Annotated in this window: 18 protein-coding genes; 12 read left to right on the forward strand and 6 right to left on the reverse strand. The window is 41.0% G+C overall.

Features of this window, described 5'->3' with window-relative positions:
- The first annotated feature begins 20 nt into the window (after positions 1-20).
- The 3 genes from FC83_RS15480 to FC83_RS15490 all read left to right on the forward strand — a co-directional run bounded on the left by FC83_RS15480 (position 21) and on the right by FC83_RS15490 (position 4,148).
- Positions 21-2,096 carry a beta-galactosidase gene (locus FC83_RS15480; protein ID WP_057002979.1) on the forward strand — a complete coding sequence of 692 codons (2,076 nt, stop codon included), beginning with the start codon at positions 21-23 and terminating at the stop codon, positions 2,094-2,096.
- 12 nt (positions 2,097-2,108) lie between these two features.
- On the forward strand, positions 2,109-3,419 hold the full coding sequence (locus FC83_RS15485; RefSeq protein ID WP_057002980.1) for an MFS transporter: 1,311 nt from the start codon (positions 2,109-2,111) through the stop codon (positions 3,417-3,419).
- A gap of 177 nt (positions 3,420-3,596) precedes the next feature.
- Complete coding sequence (locus FC83_RS15490; protein WP_052004497.1) at positions 3,597-4,148, forward strand: TetR/AcrR family transcriptional regulator; 552 nt, start codon at positions 3,597-3,599, stop codon at positions 4,146-4,148.
- Between the two features lie 56 nt (positions 4,149-4,204).
- Here the strand turns inward: FC83_RS15490 and FC83_RS15495 are convergent, their stop codons facing one another.
- From FC83_RS15495 to FC83_RS15515, 5 genes are all read right to left on the reverse strand, one after another.
- On the reverse strand, positions 4,205-4,570 hold the full coding sequence (locus FC83_RS15495) for a hypothetical protein (RefSeq protein ID WP_057002981.1): 366 nt from the start codon (positions 4,568-4,570) through the stop codon (positions 4,205-4,207).
- Between the two features lie 57 nt (positions 4,571-4,627).
- The gene (locus FC83_RS15500) at positions 4,628-5,434 is read right to left on the reverse strand and encodes a GntR family transcriptional regulator (RefSeq protein ID WP_052004498.1); all 807 of its coding nucleotides are present in this window, start codon (positions 5,432-5,434) and stop codon (positions 4,628-4,630) included.
- A 90-nt stretch (positions 5,435-5,524) separates the two neighbouring features.
- Positions 5,525-5,836, reverse strand: a complete 312-nt coding sequence (locus FC83_RS15505) for a hypothetical protein (protein WP_035451430.1) — start codon at positions 5,834-5,836, stop codon at positions 5,525-5,527.
- Positions 5,837-5,992: 156 nt separating this feature from the next.
- Complete coding sequence (locus FC83_RS15510) at positions 5,993-7,114, reverse strand: NAD(P)-dependent alcohol dehydrogenase (protein WP_057002982.1); 1,122 nt, start codon at positions 7,112-7,114, stop codon at positions 5,993-5,995.
- A gap of 184 nt (positions 7,115-7,298) precedes the next feature.
- Positions 7,299-8,306, reverse strand: coding sequence for an AraC family transcriptional regulator (locus FC83_RS15515; RefSeq protein ID WP_035451434.1), 1,008 nt, complete (start codon positions 8,304-8,306; stop codon positions 7,299-7,301).
- A 122-nt stretch (positions 8,307-8,428) separates the two neighbouring features.
- Between FC83_RS15515 and FC83_RS15520 the strand changes: the two genes are divergently transcribed.
- From FC83_RS15520 to FC83_RS15545, 6 genes are all read left to right on the forward strand, one after another.
- The gene (locus tag FC83_RS15520) at positions 8,429-9,790 is read left to right on the forward strand and encodes an MFS transporter (protein ID WP_057002983.1); all 1,362 of its coding nucleotides are present in this window, start codon (positions 8,429-8,431) and stop codon (positions 9,788-9,790) included.
- Between the two features lie 14 nt (positions 9,791-9,804).
- On the forward strand, positions 9,805-11,271 hold the full coding sequence (gene rhaB, locus FC83_RS15525; protein ID WP_035451436.1) for a rhamnulokinase: 1,467 nt from the start codon (positions 9,805-9,807) through the stop codon (positions 11,269-11,271).
- Between the two features lie 25 nt (positions 11,272-11,296).
- Positions 11,297-11,611 carry an L-rhamnose mutarotase gene (rhaM, locus tag FC83_RS15530; protein WP_035451439.1) on the forward strand — a complete coding sequence of 105 codons (315 nt, stop codon included), beginning with the start codon at positions 11,297-11,299 and terminating at the stop codon, positions 11,609-11,611.
- Positions 11,612-11,641: 30 nt separating this feature from the next.
- Positions 11,642-12,928: an L-rhamnose isomerase gene (locus FC83_RS15535; RefSeq protein WP_035451441.1), complete on the forward strand. Its 1,287-nt coding sequence runs from the start codon at positions 11,642-11,644 to the stop codon at positions 12,926-12,928.
- Between the two features lie 118 nt (positions 12,929-13,046).
- Positions 13,047-13,934: a rhamnulose-1-phosphate aldolase gene (gene rhaD / locus FC83_RS15540; RefSeq protein ID WP_035451442.1), complete on the forward strand. Its 888-nt coding sequence runs from the start codon at positions 13,047-13,049 to the stop codon at positions 13,932-13,934.
- Positions 13,935-14,167: 233 nt separating this feature from the next.
- Positions 14,168-15,490 (forward strand): CitMHS family transporter, encoded by a 1,323-nt coding sequence (locus FC83_RS15545; protein ID WP_035451443.1) that lies wholly within the window; start codon positions 14,168-14,170, stop codon positions 15,488-15,490.
- Positions 15,491-15,672: 182 nt separating this feature from the next.
- On the opposite strand, the gene FC83_RS15550 is transcribed toward FC83_RS15545, so the two are convergent.
- A complete protein-coding gene (locus tag FC83_RS15550; protein WP_035451444.1) occupies positions 15,673-16,458 on the reverse strand; it encodes a class II aldolase/adducin family protein in 786 nt (261 codons plus the stop codon).
- A 186-nt stretch (positions 16,459-16,644) separates the two neighbouring features.
- On the opposite strand from FC83_RS15550, the gene FC83_RS15555 reads away from it, so the two are divergent.
- From FC83_RS15555 to FC83_RS15565, 3 genes are all read left to right on the forward strand, one after another.
- Complete coding sequence (locus FC83_RS15555) at positions 16,645-17,400, forward strand: DeoR/GlpR family DNA-binding transcription regulator (protein WP_162260678.1); 756 nt, start codon at positions 16,645-16,647, stop codon at positions 17,398-17,400.
- A 147-nt stretch (positions 17,401-17,547) separates the two neighbouring features.
- A complete protein-coding gene (locus tag FC83_RS15560) occupies positions 17,548-19,335 on the forward strand; it encodes an L-fucose isomerase (protein ID WP_057002984.1) in 1,788 nt (595 codons plus the stop codon).
- Positions 19,336-19,359: 24 nt separating this feature from the next.
- Positions 19,360-20,865 carry a rhamnulokinase gene (locus tag FC83_RS15565; protein WP_035451446.1) on the forward strand — a complete coding sequence of 502 codons (1,506 nt, stop codon included), beginning with the start codon at positions 19,360-19,362 and terminating at the stop codon, positions 20,863-20,865.
- Position 20,866 lies beyond the last annotated feature (1 nt).

Below are 20,866 nucleotides of genomic sequence, written 5' to 3' on the forward strand. Positions count from 1 at the left end.
CAAATTCAGGAGGTTACACGATGGTTTTACAAGATTTTTTATACGGGGCAGCCTATTATTACGAGTATTTACCCTATGATCGCTTAGATAAAGATATCGAAATGATGCAAGCTGCTAATATCAATGTGGTGCGTATTGGTGAAAGCACCTGGAGTACTTATGAACCCCAGGAAGGTGTTTTCGATTTTTCAAAATTAGATAAAGTCGTTGATGCCATGAATGCAGCGGGTATCAAAGTGATCATTGGCACACCAACCTATGCCATCCCCACCTGGCTGGCTAAGAAATATCCCGAGGTTTTGTTGACCGATAAAAGTGGCAAACGTGAATACGGGGGTCGGCAGTTGATTGATATCACCAATCCCACGTTCAGGATCCTTTCCGAACGGATTATCCGCAAAATGATCAAACGTACTGCAGATAAACCAAATGTTGTGGGTTTTCAAGTTGACAATGAAACTAAACATTTCGACACAAGCAGTGCGAATGTCTATATTGCCTTTCAAAAGTGGTTGAAGCAAAAGTTCAACGGTGATTTAGATGCTATGAACCACGCCTACGGGTTTGACTATTGGAGCAATCGCATCAACAGTTGGGAAGATTTTCCACCTGCTAATTCAACAATCAACGGGAGTTTTGGCACGGCGTTTGAAGCCTTTAAACGCACGTTGGTTGTGGACTTCTTAAGTTGGCAAGTCGGGATCGTGAATGAATACAAGCATGACAACCAATTTGTCACTAATAACTTTGACTTTGAATGGCGCAAACAGTCCTTCGGTTTGAATGCTGATGCCAATCATTTCGAGATATCAAAACATTTTGATATCACCGCAATTGATGTGTATCATCCCACCCAAGATAATTTAACCGGGACGGAGATTGCATTTTGTGGGGATGTGGCCCGCTCCATCAAGGATGCCAACTATATCGTCATGGAAACTGAAGCCCAGGCCTTCAGACATTGGGTCCCATATCCCGGGCAATTAACGCTGCAAGCTTATTCCCATATTGCCTCCGGGGCGAATATGATTGGCTACTGGCATTGGCATTCTATTCACAATAGTTATGAAACTTATTGGAAGGGCTTACTGGGGCACGATTTTAAACCCAACCCTGTTTACAACGAAGCTAAAGTCATTGGGCAAGAATTGCATGACAATGGGGCAGTTTTTGTAAACACCCATAAGCAAAACCGGGTAGCCTTTGTGGTCAGCAACCAAGCCCTAAGTGCGGTGGACTGGTTCCCTTATCAAAATACAATTTTTGATAAAACCGCCACCCATCAGTATAACGATGTGCTCCGTGCTTATTATGATCCCCTATACAAATTAAACGTTGAAGTGGATATCCGTCAAATCGGTGATCCCCGGATCAACAATGACAATTATGATTTCTTAGTGGTACCCATGTTATATTCGGTCAGCGATGCGGACTTGCAACAATTAAACACGTTCGTTAAAAATGGTGGCAACATTTTATATTCTTTCCGTTCTGGTTTTACCAATCAAGACGTACAGGTTCGCACAGATGTCCAACCCGCTTTAATATCCGAAGCAGTTGGTGCAGAATATGAACTCTTTGTTGAACCGAATCGTAATTATGGCACTGGAAAATCTGAAGATAACATCACAATTACCGGCACAGCTGAATTGGCGCAGATAAAAGATCAACCGATTCAATATTGGATGGAATTGTTAACACCTACAACAGGGAAGGCCTTAGCCACTTACAACCATCCTTATTGGGGGAAATACGCCGCTATTACTGAAAATCAGTTTGGCCAGGGGAAGGCTTTTTACACAGGATCATATTTGAACGAGAAATCAATTACGGCATTGTACCGATACATTTTGAAGAAAATTGGGCTTTGGACAGTTCGTCAAGAACAACAATTTCCAATTATCAATAAGCGATTGGTCACTAAAGATAATACCACGCTGGATTTTTACTTTAACTACTCAAATGATATCCAGACGGTTAAATTTAGTTCTGAAACTGGTCAAGGGCTTACGACTAATGAAACTATTAAAAAAGGGGACAGCTTCACCTTGAAACCTTGGGGATATCAAATTTTTAAAGCGGCAGCGCAATATTAAGGAGGAAGGATCATGGCACAAGGCAAGAACGGATCAACTGCAACGCCAACCTGGTCGGCCAACGTTACAGACAAGCAACAACCAAAAGTTCCCGTGTTTATTGGGATTGCTACTGGTTTAGGGGCACTATTATGGTTGGCGCCATTTATGGGCTTAAACTCAGTGTTAAACCCTGCTAAATTAGCGAATATTTTTGGAGGTGCTGGCAGTCAGGTCAATAACTTCTTGGCTCTACTGGGAACTCTAGGGGCAGTGACGTCCACCATCACCACAATTATCATTGGCGCCTTATCTGATCGGACCCGCTCTCGTTGGGGTCGGCGGACACCTTGGATCGTCGTGGGTTCCGTATTAACCGCAGCCGTCATGGTGGGTCTAGGGATGATCAATGATCGTTCCCAATTACCAATTTTCATTGTACTTTGGTGCTTAATTCAAACCTTTATCAATATGATTGTGGCACCTTTAATTGCCGTTATCGCTGATCGGGTGGCACCGCAACACCGGGGGACAATTTCCTCCATTTATGCCATTGGTTATGTCATTGGGCAATATGGTGGTCCGGTTGTCGGTGGTCGTTTTATGAGCAGTACAAATCCTGGTTTGGTCAATACCGGTTACTTCGTTTTAGCTGTTTTGATGCTAGTCTCTGGTCCCGTAGCCGCCTTGATCATGCATGAAAAATCAAGTTTGGGTATGGTCACTGAAAAGCTGGATTGGAGCGGTTTTGTCAAAGCTTTTGTTTTCCCAATCCATAATGTTCGAAATTTTTACTTAGCTCTTTTTGGCAAGATGATGATTAACATTGCTGTCACCGCTTTTGGGGTATACCAAGTATTCATTTTGACCAGTGGGATGGGCTTAGATAGTTCCAACGCTGGTAAGTATGTGTCATTGATGGGAACCGCTACAATGATCACAGCAATTATCTTCTCATCTACTTCAGGGGCTATTTCCGATAAATTAGGAACCCGGAAGTGGCCAGTAGCCTTTGCAGCAGTGCTGACGGCCATTGGCACAATTTTACCATTTGTTTTCCAAAATCCATCTACGATGATTTGGTATGGGATTATCGCTGGGACTGGGTCCGGGATTTTCTTCTCTGTGGACCAGGCCTTAAATCTGGAAGTGTTACCTAATCCAGAAAACTCCGCCAAAGATTTGGGGATTTTGAACTTTGCCAATACCGGTGCCCAAATCTTAGCTCCAGTTTTGGGAGCCTTGATTTTCGATATGGTGGGACACAAATATTTACCTATCTTACCAATTTTATCAATCATCGCCTTAGTTGGTGCCGTATTGGTACTGATGATCAAAGAATAAAAAGACGTAGCTGTTTAAAGTGCGATTTAAAAAAGGCCCTCAATTTGAGAGGTCTTTTTGCTGTCACGATTACTGAGATGATCAAAATGTTATCCAATAAATAATAGACACCTGTATGTTTATTATGCCAGAAGTGTTATATTAGAAACAAATAATTTGGAAAAGAGTGGCACAATTATGGCAGATTTACGGACCCGGCGGACCGATATCAGTATTCAAAATGCCTTTGTTAGTCTCGTATTGAAAAAGGGCTTCAAGAACGTGACCGTGATTGATATTGCGACGGAAGCCATGATCAATCGGCAAACTTTTTACAAGCATTATCAGGATAAATACCAATTAGCTGAAAAAATGATGACAGATTTTACCGATAAGTATGATCAACTCTTAAAAAAACGTATCGAGTTGACACAACAACATCAAGATTTCATGGTGATTCAGAGTATGTTTACCCAAGAAATTAATCAAACGCTACGAACTCACTCCCAGCTGATTAGGGCCTTAAAGGTGATCCAATTTGATCATATCAGTTTGGATCAAAGCCTAAAGCGTGTGATAGCGGCAAACTTACCTTTAATAATGGGGCATCAACCCTCGAAATTTGAAATGGCTTTATTAACGGCTTTGATATTGGGGATTTTTGATTATGTCATTGCCGGACAGAAGTTACCAGAGCCTGAAGAAGTCAAAGCCGCTATCCATGACATGCTAACGTTACTGGGCCAATAAAAAATGTGCAGGCCACAGGTATCGTTATCTACGGCTTGCACATTATCAGTTAAACTTTAAATACGTTGTTCGATTTGGTCAATTGCGATGACCAATACCCGGGTGATCCAAGGAAATTTGGCTTTCATTTCATCGAATTCACTACCGGCAGGTAAAAATGAGCCGGTGCCATGGACGTGAAAACCTGCACCAGGACCTTGCGTCCCTTCAACAGCCTTACTGCCAACTGAGACGATCACGTGGTTATCGGTTTTAAAGTCGGCTTCAATGCTGGTCATGCCAGCGGCTGGAATATATAGCTTATCTTCCGTGACTTTGACATAAGAATTCCATGTATCCACCACGTGCGCAGGCTGGGCGTTGATGGTGACAATTGTAGCGGCGCCTTCGTGCTGCATGACATCTATAAACTTTTGATCCATTGGTTGTACTTCCCCTCATAGTTGATACTATCATTTTAAGCGCTTTCTTTAGCAGCGTCAACGCAATAAACGTTCTAAGGCATGTTTAGCAGCGCACTGGGTACCATCACAAAACAAAGGTTGGTCTAACTTAGTTTGGCGTGATTGATAGCGGGTCACGCCACTGGCATTTGCGATTACGGCAAATTTTCGTAAAGCAGCTTCTTCTGAATCTTGAATATGTTTGTAAACAGCAGTTTGTAGACTAACTAAATCTTGGCTTTGAATACAATTAATAATAAATAAATGTTCGTAAGTAGCTAAGCGTCGCCTATTTTGCGTGGCTAAGGAATAATTTCGAAAGTTTTTAAAATAAGTATCAAGATCGGCTAACATGCTTGCTACGGTCGTCAGGTTACTTGTTCGGATGATTTTTTGATTAAAGTTGTGGAAATCTCTCAGCAGGTCAGGGACTTGATTCATATTTTCATGACTGATCATGTGGTGACGAAAACGGGTCAAAGTCAGTAAGTCGTTTGCTGAGTATTGAGCTATAAAACTGGTATAAATCAATTTTTCTAAAGCCTGACGAATGCTAAAGATTTCTTGAACTTTAGTCACACTGATACTTTTAATAACGGTACCACGATTAGGCAGATATTCGGTGAGGCCATCAGTGGTTAATTGCTTTAAAGCTTTCCGGACAGGGGTTCGGGAAATGTTAAGTGATGTGGCCAGATGATGTTCATTGATTCGTTCACCTAGAGGCATCATCCCTGCAAGAATAGCATCTTTTAGAGTATCATATAAAATAGTACTAATTGGCTTAGGCTGGTTAAAGTTGAATTTAACGGCCAGATGTTGACTATTGATTGAATTGGTCATTTGAAACGCCCTCCAAATAAAAAACGCTTACAGCTATAGTTTAACATAGCGTAAGCGTTCTTAGGTAACACGGGTTTTTAAGAGAACTTATTATTTATTCACACTAACAACAACAGCGATGCAGCCTTCACAAGCTGCTTCACGATCTAAATACTTGCGACCATAAACCTTGAAAGGAATGCTGTTTTGGGCCACACCTTTTAGAATGCGATTGGTATCTTTAAAGGTCAAGCCGCCACGAATATGGACCATGATCTTTTGAGACTGTTTGTATAGATTTTTCATGTCATCCAAACATTCTGTCCAACGGGTTTGAATGTCTTCTAGGGCGTATTCTTTTAAAACTTTGGCATGGATTACATCTAAGAACTCGTCAGTGACACTTTCTTTTTTTGCAATCATGTTTTTCTCCTTTAATTTTAGTAGAAATAACAAAAAGATTAATTAGAGCAAATAAATAAAATTGATAACTGTTAACGCTTCCATGATACAACAATAGAGATTCCCATTCAAGCGGAAATCTCTATTGTTTTTTATTTGGGGAATAAAACCAAGTGATTATTCGCCTGGTTTATAGTCTTCATCGATGATTAAGACTGGTTTGATCGTCTTACCAGAACCAGAATCAGCGTTAGCTTCATTGATTTGATCAAATTTATAGAATTTTTCGGTCTTATCAAAATCAAACATCCCTTGACGATAGAAACGGATTAAACGAGGGACGTCGATTTGAGGAATAGAGTCACCCATATTAACACCAATGACAGATTTGTCATCGACACAAAGATCATTCCAAGTATCTACGTCAATATGGTGTGGGGTAACGGCGATACATGCAGATACACCGCCTTGATTCAAGGCTTTGATGGAACCTTCCATGACTGATGTGACACCAGTGGTATCAACAGCAAAGTCCACACCGTAGCCATCAGTCAATTTCTTGATAGCGGCAACAGGATCTTCATTTTTACTATTGATAGCATGAGTGGCGCCTAATTCTTTGGCTAATTCCAAACGGGAATCAACGATATCCACGGCGATAACGGAAGTACAACCAGAAATACGACCAGCCATCATGGCAGCTAAGCCAACGGCCCCGGTCCCAAAGACAGCAATGGTATCACCAGGTTTTGGTTTTAAAGTATTTAAAACTGTGCCACTCCCAGTCACATAACCACAGCCCAAAGGTCCTAAGCGGCGTAAATCCAAGTCTTTAGGCACTTTCACACAGTTGGCCTCACGGACAACGGTTGTGGTCGTGAATGAAGATTGGTCGAACATATCGGCTAACTTTTCACCATTTTCAGTGAAATGATCAGTGCCATCCGGGCGAACCCCAGATAAGTTATTTTCAGCATAGTGTAAACATTGTGTTGGAATACCCTTTAAACAATTGTCACAGTTGCGGCAGGCGTAAAAAGAAAGCACCACGTGGTCACCAGGTTCAAAGTTTTGCACATTCGAACCAACTTTTTCAACGATCCCAGACCCTTCGTGGCCTAAAATGATTGGGTAGCCAATGACAGCGTCCCCTTTACGTAAAGCTTCATCAGAGTGGCAGATACCAGTAGCGACCATGTGGACTTGGACGTCGTCTGGACCCATTGGTGCTAATTCAATATCATCTTTGATGACAAATGGATCACCTTGTTTTTCAACAACAGCGGCAGTGATTTTCATAAGTTAAGACTCCAATCAATATTTTTTATTTGATGTCTACATTGCATATGATTTCACAAAAACCGCCTATTGACAAGCGCTTTCATAAGAGACGTCAGAGTATCTTAGTTTTTGGTACTGCAAAACATAAGGTGAATAAGCTTTCATAAAATTATGCTTCATTTGATAGTATCAAATTTACAGGTCAGAGCTTTTTGCTGAGCGCGTCCGATTCGGCATTGGCCCGGTCTTGGCCGGGGGAAGAGTTGTATTGCTCATTGTACTTTTTATAAAAGAAATTTTTGTTGCTCATGCCAATGGCTTCAATGATATCTGAAATGGGCATGGTCGTGGATGTGACCATGGACCGAGCATGGATCAAACGTTGCTGGGTCAGCGCTGTAGAAAAGGTTTTACCAGCTTCTTTTTTGAAAACGTTACTTAGATAGTTCTTATTATAGTTGTATTTTTTGGCTTCAGATTCTAATGAGATATTGCGGTAATGATTCGTGATATCCCGCAGGACTTTTAAAACAATACGTTGGGATTCAGAGATTTCTTTAGCCCGGACATTGTAGTTGCGGACCAGTTGAGTCATTAAAATCGATAGGTAGTTTTTAATAATGGAATTGGAAAATTCACGGGGTTGAAAGTATTCCACAATAATATGATCTAGGGTACTACGGACTTCATCGTTGCGGTCATTATGTTGAAACAACATAAACTTACGAATGTTTTGTTTCTTGATGGTGCGATTCAGCAAGAACTCATAGAGGACACTACGATTCCGGCGCATATCATTGAGCATACGGATGCTGATATCTTGGTCACGAAATAAAATATTGACCATGACATCATTTTCCCCTAAGGCCGCAATGGCGTGTTTACAGCCCACATCTAAAAGTAATAAATCACCTTCTGATAGATGAATATGCTCACCGTCGACCCGTTCATCAGCTGAACCTCGGAGCATGTAATTCATCTCTAGAAAAGTATGGGTATGCATTGGGTAAGGGGCAAAACGGTTGTGTTTACGGATAAATATATCTTTATTTTTAAAAAAGTAATTATTTAAAACGGGTGCTTCTGCTTTAAAAGATAAGGGATTACTGACTGCTGACATAGGAATATCATTGTGAAAGGATTTGCTATCATGTTGCAGTTTCTCAATGTTATTGAGTTCTAAAAAGGATGCCATAATTTTTGGATCCATATGATTACCTCCCTGTAGATATGATACCAAGTCCAACATCAAATGTCATTGTTGAATTTTATGTAAGCGGTTAAATTAGACATGTAATCATTTCATTCAAACATTTTTTAGGAGGTAAAAACATGGCGGAAAAGCAAAGAGGTTCGCTTAAGTCAACGATCACCGTGTCCATCACTAACTTCTTGGATTCAGGCTCAATCGTGGCTGGGGCCAGTGGCTTAACACTTTGGACGCAACATTTTGGATTATCAAGTTTTCAAGTTGGTTTACTAGGTGCATTAAGTGCTAACGCTTTTGGTTCTGCGATTGGGGCATTGATCGGGGGCCGTTTGTCTGATAAGTATGGTCGTAAATTAATCTTCACTTATAACATGTTAGTTTATATGCTTGGGACGATTTTAGTAATGTTCGCCGCAAGTTTTCCAATGCTATTGGCTGGTTTCTTAGTAACCGGGATTGCCGTTGGGGTTGGGGTGCCAGCTTCTTGGACATATATTTCGGAAACTTCGGAAGACAACAATCGAGCTAAGAATATCGGGACATCGCAATTCGCTTGGTCTTTGGGTCCTGCCATTATCTTCATTGGCGGTGTCGTCTTAGCACCTCTTGGCTTGATGGGTAACAGAATCTTGTTTGCTTTCTTAACAGTTGTTGCCTTCATCGCTTGGCGCTTACAAAGTAAATTGGAAGAATCCCAAGATTGGGTGGAACAAAAGAAAGCTGAAAAAGCTAGTGGTCAAAAGGAACATCCGTACCGGGATATCTTCTCTAATAAAGTAAGTTTGAAATCACTTTGCTTCTTGATTGGGGTTTACATGTTCTGGAACTTAGTTGCCGGAGCAATGGGCTTCTTCATGCCATTCGTTTATGAAACTGCCGGTGGTTTGTCCAACATGCAGGCTAACTTGTTACAAGCCGTCCTTTGGATCTTAACTGCTGCTGCCACCTACTTTGGCTTTGCAAAATATGGCGATAAAGTTAACCACAGAATTTTCTTCTTCGTTGGGGCTGCCATGGCCTTAGCATCTTGGATCGTCTTAACCTTTGCCGGGATGAAGAGTTCTGTTAGTCTTTGGTCCTTCGTGGCACTTTGGGGTATTTCCGCAGGTATCGGTGCCCAAGCGTGGTACGCCTTATGGGCAACCGAATTATTCCCAACGAAGTTTAGAGCGGGTTCTCAAGGAATCATGTTCTTCGTCGTTCGGGCTAGTGCCGGTGTTTGGTCCATCTTCTTCCCAACTATCTTGGCTAACTTAGGATTCACTGTTGCCGGGACATTCATGATTATTCTCTTGGCAGTTTCCCTATTGGTTGGGACAATTTGGGCACCAGAAACCCGCAACAAGTCCTTGGATGAAATTACAGAAGAACGTTATGGCAAAGAATATGTGCTGGAACCTAAGAAAAATACGACTGACAATAATGAAAACGGTGCCAGCGGTTCTGACTTATCTTCCAACTATCAAGCACCAAACAAAAAATAATGAGGTGAGTTTTATTGCAAGCATATGTTGCAGTTGATATCGGTGCCTCCAGTGGCCGTTTAATGTTATCAGGTATTGAGGATGGCAAGTTGACCCTCAAAGAAGTGCATCGTTTCAGTAATGGCTTTGTTGAAGAAGAGGGCCATCACCGTTGGAATATTGATCATTTGGTCAATGAAATCTTTACTGGCCTGGAAAAGGTCAAAAAGATGCATATCAATCAAGTGCGCTTAGGGATTGATACGTGGGCCGTGGATTATGTGTTAGTTGGCTTTGATGGCCAAAAGCTCTGTGATCCGGTCAGTTATCGGGATAATCGGACCCGGACAGCTATTAAAGATTTAACCAGTGACCTACCAAAAGAATACATTTATGAAAAAACTGGGATTCAATTTCAAGATTTCAATACGCTCTATCAACTTTATACAGAAGACAGAGATAAATTAAGTCAAACCGATAAAATCATGATGATTCCCGATTACTTGGGCTATGTGTTGACGGGTAATGCCGTGACCGAAGTCACCAATGCTTCCACAACGCAGATGCTGAATTTGCGGGAAGGGCTGTTTGATAACGACCTGTTAAAGAAGGTCAATGTCTTCGCCGATCAATTCCCACGATTAGTTGAATCTGGGACTTACTTGGGCAATATCAGCCATAAGTGGCACACCAAGTATGACTTGCCAGAAACCGAAGTCATCACCGTGGCCACCCATGATACAGCATCTGCCGTGGTGGGGACACCTGGCAAGGGTGATGATTGGGCCTTTCTAAGTTCAGGAACTTGGTCTTTATTAGGGGCTGAATTGAATACCCCTGAAAACGGACTGGATGCCTTCAAAGAAAACTACACCAACGAATGGGGCGCTTATGGCACCTATCGTTTCTTGAAGAACATCATGGGCCTATGGATCGCCCAATGTGTCAAAAAGGAATATGACAATAAGTACTCCTTCAGTGAATTAGCTGAATTAGCTGCCAAGGAAGAACCCTTCCAACAATTCATTGATGTGAATGATAAGCGTTTTGAGAATCCCGTCAATATGATTGCGGAGTTACAAAGCTATTGTAAAGAAACGGACCAAAAAGTCCCCGAAACGCCAGGACAACTCATGATGGCTATTTATTCTAACTTGTCCTTGTTCTATGCCAATGAGTTACAAAAACTTGGGAAGATCTTGGGCCATCCCATCAATGTATTAAACATTGTGGGTGGCGGCAGTAACGTTAAGTTAATGAACCAATTGACCAGTGACTTGGCCAACGTTAAAGTGATTGCTGGTCCAAGTGAAGCTACAGCGATTGGCAATATCTTGGTTCAGATGATTACTACCAAGCAAGTTGACAACATTCATGAAGGTCGTCAATTGATCGCTGAATCCTTTGACTTGAAGACCTTTGAACCAGAAGCTGGCAATTATGCCAGCGAGTTAACGGATTACCAAAATTTTTTACACCGGGTGTTAGCCCAAGCAAAATAATCTAATTTTATAGGAGGTTTCACACATGCAACGTATCGGCCAGATCATGTATCTGCACAAAGATGCCTATGCTGAGTACCAAAAACGTCATTCAGAACTTTGGCCAGAAATGAAAAAAGAGCTGAAGGATCATGGCGCAACCAACTATTCAATTTTTCTAAACAAAGCCAATGGTGAGTTATTCGCCTATGTGGAAGTTCCAGATGTGGCCAAGTACAACGAAATTGCCAATACTGAAATTTGCAAAAAATGGTGGGCTTATATGGAACCGTTAATGGAAACTAATCCAGATAACAGTCCGGTAGCCACTGATTTAGATGAAGTGTTCCATTTAGATTAACCTGTAAAAAATGAAAGGAAGTTTTTAATAATGGTTAAAACTGAAAATATTGATAAGGCCTATGAAGCTGCCAAACAACGCTATGCTGAAATTGGCGTTGATACCGAAGCAGTTATGAAACAATTAAGCAAAGTTAAATTATCATTGCATTGCTGGCAAGGCGACGATATTCATGGTTTCTTATTCCCTGGTCAAGAATTAACAGGTGGGATCGGTGTTTCTGGGAACTATCCTGGTATTGCTAGAACACCAGATGAATTATCCGGTGACTTGCATGAGGCTTTATCTCTAATTCCAGGGAACCATAAAGTTCAATTACATGCTATCTATGCCGTCACTGATAAGAAAAAGGATCTTGATGAACTTGAACCTGAAGATTTCAAGTATTGGGTAGACTGGGCTAAACAAGAAAAGATTGGCTTAGATATGAACGGGACCTTCTTCTCTCATCCTAAGGTCGTTGACAACTTTACATTAGCTAGTCCTGACAAATCTATTCGTGATTTCTGGATCGAACATGGCAAACGCTCTCGGGCCATTGCCAACTACTTTGGTGAAGAATTAGGCCAACAATCTGTCAATAACTTCTGGATTCCAGATGGCTTTAAAGATAACCCTATCGACAAAGCAACACCAAGATTACGTTTAATTGATTCCTTGGACCAAATTATTGATAAGAAATATGATGAAAAGAATACAATTGAAGCCTTCGAAGGTAAATTATTCGGGACTGGGATTGAATCTTACACCGTAGGTTCTCATGAATTCTATCAAAACTATGCCATCAGCCGGGGCAAGATCTGGACGATTGATGCCGGACACTTCCATCCAACTGAAGATGTTTCTGACAAATTCTCTGCTTACTTCCCATTTGGCAAAGGCTTAATGTTACACGTTTCTCGGCCAGTTCGTTGGGATTCTGATCACGTTGTTATCTTTGATGATGCTTTGATTCGGATCACGCGTTCCTTAGTTCGGGATAATGAATTAAGCAAAACAAATATTGGGTTGGACTACTTTGATGCCACAATCAACCGGGTCGCTGCTTGGATCATTGGCGCTCGTGCTACCCAAAAGGCTTTATTACAAGCAATGTTAGCACCAATTGATCAATTGAAGAAGGATGAATTAAACTTCGACTTCACCCAACGTTTGGCTGAAACTGAAGAATTGAAGTCTTATCCATTCGGTGCTGTTTGGGATAAATTCTGCGAAATTAACAATGTACCCGTTGGTTTGGATTGGATGAACAATATTCGCCAATACGAAAAAGATGTTCAATTCAAACGCGATACTAAAAACAGCGTAACTGTTTAATTTATACATTTTGAATTACTCGCTACTTGATTGGGAATAGCGAGTAATTCGTGGCCTAATAAGTTTGATAACAATCGTTTATAAAAATTAAGTAAACAAATAAAAGGAGTTCTTTATATTGACAGGTAAAAATGATTTCTTAAATCCAACTGGCGGCAGAGAAGCTTTTGTTGAATCACCATATGTAACTGAAATGCGGAAGATCACCATGCGCTTATATGAACATGGTTGGGACGAACGTAATGGTGGGAATGTTTCCTTACGTTTGACCGAACAAGAAGTCGCCAATTATGGGGATGTCCATGATGTTAAACGCAACATTCCCATTGACTTTGATGCTTCTAAGTTAAAGGGTGTTTACTTCCTAGTTACTGGGACGGGTCGTTACTTCAAGAACGTTTACGACTTCCCTGAAAGAGATACAGGCTTGGTTCAAATTGCTGAAGATGGCCATAGTGCCAACTTGTTATGGGGCTTTAATGATGGTGGTTTGCCAACAAGTGAATTCCCATCTCATTTGATGACCCATATCCAACGGCTTACCATTGATCCTAACCAACGGGTGGTCATGCATTGTCATCCAACTAACGTCATTGCCATGAGTTTCACGGTGCCATTAGAAGAAAAAAAATGGAGCCGGATCTTATGGAAGATGCAAGCTGAATCTATCGTTGTCTTCCCTGAAGGTGTTGGTCTCTTGCCTTACATGACACCTGGTACCAACGAAATTGGTGAAGCTACCGCCAAGAAGATGGCAGACTATCGCATTGTTGTATGGCCACACCATGGTATCTTTGGCGCTGGGGACTCTATTGATGAGACCTTTGGCTTGATTGAGACCGTTGAAAAAGCGGCTCAAATTTATACAACGATTCAATCACAAGGCGGCGAATGCCTTGCTGAAATCAGTGATGAAGACTTGGCACATTTGGCTAGTCGGTTCGATCTGACACCAAATCCTAAGTTTTTAACTGGTGCTTCTATGGTGAAAGAACCTAATAAATAATTAGGTATTTTCTATAAATAGTGACTGTCATGAGTCATTAATAAGTATTACCCCTGTTTGAATAAGTCCTGTTGGCGTTCTTGTGATGCTGGCAGAACTTATTTTTTTGCTCTAAGGAATAGTTAAAAAAGCAATATTTGTCAATCTTTGAATAGAAAACGGTTACAACCTAGCGTAACACATGCTATGCTAGGTTTTGTGTACCGTAACACAAATAAAAGGAGTTGACGAAAATGGTTGCATTTTTAGCTTATGCATTGGTAATTGTATTTATGATCTTGATCATGACAAAGAAAATGTCTCCCTTTGCTGCCTTGACCGTTGTACCACTAGTTTTTGGGATTGGTGGCGTCATATTTGGTATTTGGCATGCTGATATTGGCGCAGCCGCTTTAAATGGGTTAAAAACTACTAGTGTCACAGCAATCATGCTATTATTCGCAGTTTTATTCTTTACGTTAATGATTGATACTGGTTTATTCGACCCTTTATCAAATGCCATGATCAGATTTGCCAAAGGCGACCCCTTAAAGGTTATGATGGCCACTGTCTTGCTATCAGCTGGAGTTTCTTTAAATGGCGACGGGACCACCACAATGATTATTGTCTGTTCAGCTTTTGTACCAATTTACAAAAAATTGAACATGAAATTATTGGATTTGGCAGTTCTAACAATTTTATCCCACTCAATTATGAATTTACTCCCTTGGGGCGGACCCACAGCACGAGTCATTGCAGTTTTGCACTTAAATGAGTCGCAAGTTTTACGGGGGTTAGTCCCTATGATTATTTTTGGTGAGATCTATATGGTCATTGTCGCCTACATCATGGGTAAACAGGAACGTAAACGCTTAGGGATTTTAAATTTTACGGAGGATCATATTCGAGAACTCACTACGATTACGGATCCAGAAGTTTTGAAAATCCGCCGGCCTAAGAAAATCTGGATTAACTTAGTATTGACCATCATTGTATTGATCATGCTGATTTGGGGCATTGTTCCCTCAGCAGTTATTTTCATCGCGGCAACTGCTTTAGGTCTGGTCATCAACTATACCAGTGTTAAAGAACAACGAGCCCGGATTGAAGCAAATATGCCTGATGCTGGTTCTGTGGCTATGGTAGTCATTGCCGCCGGGATATTCATGGGTATTTTATCCGGGACTCACATGGATTTGGCTATTGCCAATAGTATGTCCTCAGTTATTCCAGATGAATTCGGGAAATATTGGGGCCTAATTGTTGCATTCATTTCAGCGCCAGGAACCTTCTTCTTGTCTAATGATGCCTTTTACTTTGGCGTACTACCCGTTTTAGCTAAAACAGGTGCGACTTATGGTTTCACAAGCTTACAATTAGGATTTGCTTCTTTAATCGGTCAGGCTTTCCATTTACTCAGTCCGTTAGTGCCATTTATTTACGTGTTATTGCGGCTGACTGATGTGGATATGGGTCAATGGCAAAAAAAGAGTGCACTGTGGGGCATTGGTATATTTGTAATTTACATTCTTGTGGCATTGGCGTTTGGACTCATGCCATTAACTGGAAAAGCCTAAAGAAAAATTTAATAAATATGTTATTATATTATCCATTTAAGAGAAACCAACTAGTATGATGATTGAAGGCGGATCGCAAGAGGCTAGCAGTTAATTTTGGGAATACATGCTTAAATAAAATACCATCACTTATTTTTCAGCGATGGTATTTTATTTCGAGACAATATTATTATTGGACGTAACTAGACTTCTCCGGGTATCATGGTATCGGCAGGTCGTTTTGGATTCTCTGGGAAATCTTCATACTGACTCTTTAAAGGTTTGCCAGGCAATGGAATTGGGAAAAGCTCGTCTTTAGGAATCGGTTGATCCGCGTTTTGGCCACAGGATTTATAGGTATCTAAGAGGCCCAACTTAATAAAGATGGCTTGCTGAAAGGCGATTCTGGCATTCCACTCTAAGGTTTCCATGATGCGAGCAGCAATATGCAGGTCGGTAGCAGTGATTAAAATACCATGGGAATCTAGCAGGAAAACATTTTCCATGGCTTTATCGCCAATTTTCTTTAAGTTTTCCTGGACAATATCTGCTAAAGCCTTGGAGGTTGCAGGGGCATATGGCAATACTTTAATTTTGCCTAATTCTCTAGTGGCTTCTGTCACATTTGGCATATCTAAACCAGAGGTGGCCCAAAACATTGATTCTTCAGCATGAGAATGGTAGACACATCGGATGCCTGGATGCACTGAATAGGCTTCAAAGTGCATATTGATTTCCCTGGTAATATCACCAACACCATCTATTTTCTCATGAGTGGCTTCATCAACTACTAGAATTTGGGCGGGGGATAGTTCGGCGTAATAGGTTTCAGACATAAAAGTTGGTGTGATCAAAATATAAGATTTTCCATCAGTACCTAATACCTTGGTAGACATATTGCCGCCAGCAATGTTTGTGTCGAGACGATCAAAGGTTTTTTGAACTGTATGAGCTAGGTCTTTACGCTCTTCGAAGAACATCATTTCCATGGCAATTTACCTCGCTTTATTTTTTTATGAGAGTTGTGATTCGAATTTAGTATAAACCGCTTTCAATAATTACAGAACGATTCTTACATAAATTGGAGATGTGTCTAAAAACGAACTGGAAATTCTTCAAACTGGTTCAAATAAGCCAGTCAATTATTCAAATCTAATTATTTTGGAGGTTTTATGTTGGACAAAAGTAAGCGACATAAAAATATACTGGATATCTTAAAGCGTCGTAAAATTATTTCGGTTCAGGAACTATTGACCTTAACCTATTCAAGTAAATCTACTTTAAGGCGAGATTTAATTGCATTGGAAAAGCAAAATCGCCTAATTCGTGAATATGGACACGTGAAATTGATAGAGTCAAAAAATATTGAGTATAGCTACAATGCCCGCATGCAAGAACACCAGTGGGAAAAGCGAAAAATTGCTGCCATTGCAATGCAGTTGATTGATTCAAATATGACACTGTTCTTGGATTCAAGTAGCACACTTTATGAGTTGACGTCACTTTTAAATACAAAGCGTAATTTAACTGTAGTGACAAATGGTATTTTTAATGCCGAGCAATTAGATCAGTTTAAAAATGTGCACACTTTTCTCGCGGGAGGACGGCTTTATCCAGGCACAGGCTCAGTTCTTGGGGAGTATGCCACCAGTTATTTGAACCACTTCAAGGTAGATTTGACTATTTTATCTTGCAGCGCGCTTGATGCCCATGGTGTCTACATGTCTAGTTCGAAGCAAGCCAGTTTAAAGCGGAAGATGATGCAAATTGCCAAGAAGACACTGCTATTATGTGATAGCTCAAAATTTGAGCATACCAATTACTTCAAGTTAAGTGATTTGGCAGCGATTGATACTATTATTACAGACAAGGCACCCAGTATTGCTTTAAGGGACGCGCTCATCACGGCAGATACAACATTATTATTTTAAGGAGGTGAACTTTTTTGAATAATTGAACCAATATTTTGTGAAAGATGTCCAAATCAGTGGAAAACGCTTTCAAATTGTAGCCTAATGTCATATATTTACGATGTGTTCAAAATTATCAGTTTTTTAAAAAATCTAGGAGGTATTGCAATGTTAGATGTTAAATTTCCTAAAATCGGAATTAGACCAACGATTGATGGTCGACGTAAGGGTGTTCGGGAATCATTAGAAGAACAAACCATGAACATGGCTAAGTCCGTAGCCAAGTTACTTCATGATAATCTGAAATATCCTGATGGTTCACCGGTGGAAACAGTCATTGCAGATACAACCATTGGTGGGGTACATGAAGCCGCCATGGCTAAAGAAAAATTCGATCGTGAGGGTATTTGCGGCACTATCACGGTAACGCCTTGTTGGTGCTATGGCACAGAAACGATGGATATGACCAAAGATATACCCCACGCTATTTGGGGCTTTAATGGGACTGAACGTCCAGGTGCAGTTTACTTAGCAGCAGTTTTGGCAGCGCATACACAAAAAGGTATTCCTGCCTTTGGGATTTATGGCAAAGAGGTTCAAGAAGCTGATGACAAGTCTATCCCAGGAGATGTTACTGAAAAAATCTTGCGTTTTGCCAAGGGGGCATTAGCAACTGGTCTGATGCGCAATAAGGCATATTTATCCATTGGTAATGTTGCTATGGGTATCGGTGGTTCCACAGTAGACCCTGATTTTTTCCAAGATTACTTAGGTATGCGCAATGAATACGTCGATATGACCGAAATTGTTCGACGTTGGGATGAAGGTATCTACGATGAAGTTGAATTTAAGAAAGCTAAGGCTTGGGCCAAAGATCACATGAAAATCGGCCCAGATGTTTATAACGCTGGCAAACCCATTCAATTTGACGATGCTGCCAAAGAAGAACAATTTGATAACTGCTTGAAGATGATTATCATTGCCAGAGACCTGATGGAGGGGAACCAAAGACTGGCAGAGATGAACTTTAAAGAAGAAGCAGAAGGCCATTTTGCAATTGCCGCCGGGTTCCAAGGGCAACGGCAATGGACTGATCACTTCCCAAATGGGGATGTGATGGAAGCCATGTTGAACTCACAATTTGACTGGAATGGTAAACGGGCACCGCATATCTTTGCAACTGAAAATGATAGTTTGAATGGGGCTTCTATGCTGTTTAACTATTTGCTAACCAATACACCACAAATTTTCGCGGATGTTCGGACGTATTGGAGCCCAGAGTCAGTTGAACGCGTCACTGGGACCAAATTAACGGGACTTGCTGCTAATGGTTTCTTACACTTAAGCAATTCTGGCGCACAAACTTTAGATGCCACTGGGGCTGAAAAGATTGATGGGCAACCTGCAATGAAGCCATTCTGGGATTTAACAGATGAAGAAGTTCAGGCCAACTTAGATCAAACCGATTGGGTGCCTGCTAACGTGGAATACTTCCGGGGTGGTGGTTTCTCCAGTCACTATTTGACTAAAGGTGGCCCTAAAGGCATGCCAGTAACAATGACTCGAATCAATTTGGTTAAAGGTGTTGGGCCAGTCTTACAATTGGCTGAAGGTTATGCCATTGATTTACCTGAAAATGTCTTTGATGCAATTAACAAGCGGACTGATCCTGGCTGGCCATCCACATTTTTTGCACCAACGTTAACCGGTCATGGGGCATTCAAGTCTGTTTATGATGTGATGAATAACTGGGGCGCAAATCACGGTGCCATTAGCTATGGCCATATCGGCGCTGACGTCTTAACACTAGCTTCTATTTTGAGAATCCCAGTTAATATGCATAACGTTCCAGAAGACAAGATTTTCCGGCCACGGGCATGGGCTTCCATTGGGACGGAGAACCTTGAAGCTGCTGATTTTAACGCTTGTAAAATTTTTGGTCCTTTATATCAATAATTTACGTAGAGAAGGGATATGTTCATGAAATTAACAAACGTAATTGCCGTGGATTTAGGAGCCAGCTCAGGCCGTTTAATTTCTGGAACTTATGACGGCAACAAAATCACTTTAAAAGAACAATTCCGTTTTTCAAATTTACCGGTACAAGTGGTTAATGACTTGAATTGGGACTACATCAAGATTTTGCAAGAAATCAAGTATGGCTTAAGCATTGCCCATCAGGATTTAGACTCACTTGATAGTCTCAATGTTGATACTTGGGGTGTAGACTATGGTTTGCTAAATGCCCGCGGACAATTACTCATGGCTCCCCATAGTTATCGGGATGACCGGGTCAATCAATTTGAAGATCAATTGTATAACATCATCTCACCTTTTGAGCTTTTCAAACTGACCGGCAATCAGCCCGCTAAGATTAATTCAATCTTACAATTGTATTCAGACTTACAACTCAATCCGTTTTTAAAGACTGAAGTGGCGCATGTCTTGTTTATGCCTAATTTAATTAGTTATTTCTTGACTGGACAAATGCGCAATGAGTTTACCATCAGTAGTACCAGTGGTTTATTGGATACAAGCAGCCGAGACTTCTCCAGCACCGTTTTTAAGCAACTTGGTTTTAAAGCTGCTTGGTTTGGGAAGCTATCTAAAGGTGGGGCTGATCTTGGCCCATTATCAAAATCAATTCAGCAAGAGCTTCATTTGGACCAACAATTGAAAGTCATTACTGGTGTGGGTCATGATACGGCTGCTGCCTTGTTAGCTTTACCAATTGCACCGGCTGATAAAGAAGATGTAGCTTTTATCAGTTCTGGCACTTGGTCAATTATTGGCCGGCAAACACCAAAACCTGTTGTGAGTCAAGTTGCTTTTGATTCTGGTTTAACCAACGAAGGGTGTTTTGACGGGAGTAATCGCCTTTTAGCCAATTTAACCGGTCTTTGGATTGTTCAGGAATTGCAACGAGAATGGTCCTATAAGGGTGAGGTCGTGGAATTTGGCAAAATGGTTGAGGATGCTTTATCGGTTCAATCAATCAATAGTTACATCGATCCTAACAATGAATTGTTTACAGCACCTAATCAAATGGAGGAAAGGATAAAAACCTATCTCAAAGAAACCGGCCAAAGATTGCCCGAAAATCGTGGTGAACTCATTTTACTGGTTTTGGAAAGTCTCGCCTTTTCCTACAAGAAGATTATTGAAAACTTAGAGGCTGTCACGGCTAAACCAATTACGAAAATCCATATGTTTGGCGGTGGGATTCAAAATAAATTGCTTGTTCAGTTAACAGCTAATTTCACCCAAAAAGAAGTCATCACTGGGCCTGTGGAGGCCAGCGTGATGGGTAATATTGTCTCACAGCTTTTTGTAAGCGGTTTATTTAAGGGCGAAGAAGTTAATCAGATTTTGGAAAACTCTTTTGCGGCCCAACATACGCAACCGGGAGTGGTTGAGGACCTATCAGAGAAGTATCAGCAATTTCTGAAGCATTCTGCGTATATTAATTATGAAGGGAGGAGTTGAA

The organism is Agrilactobacillus composti DSM 18527 = JCM 14202, assembly GCF_001436375.1.
In the GTDB taxonomy this organism is placed as follows: Bacteria; Bacillota; Bacilli; order Lactobacillales; family Lactobacillaceae; genus Agrilactobacillus; species Agrilactobacillus composti.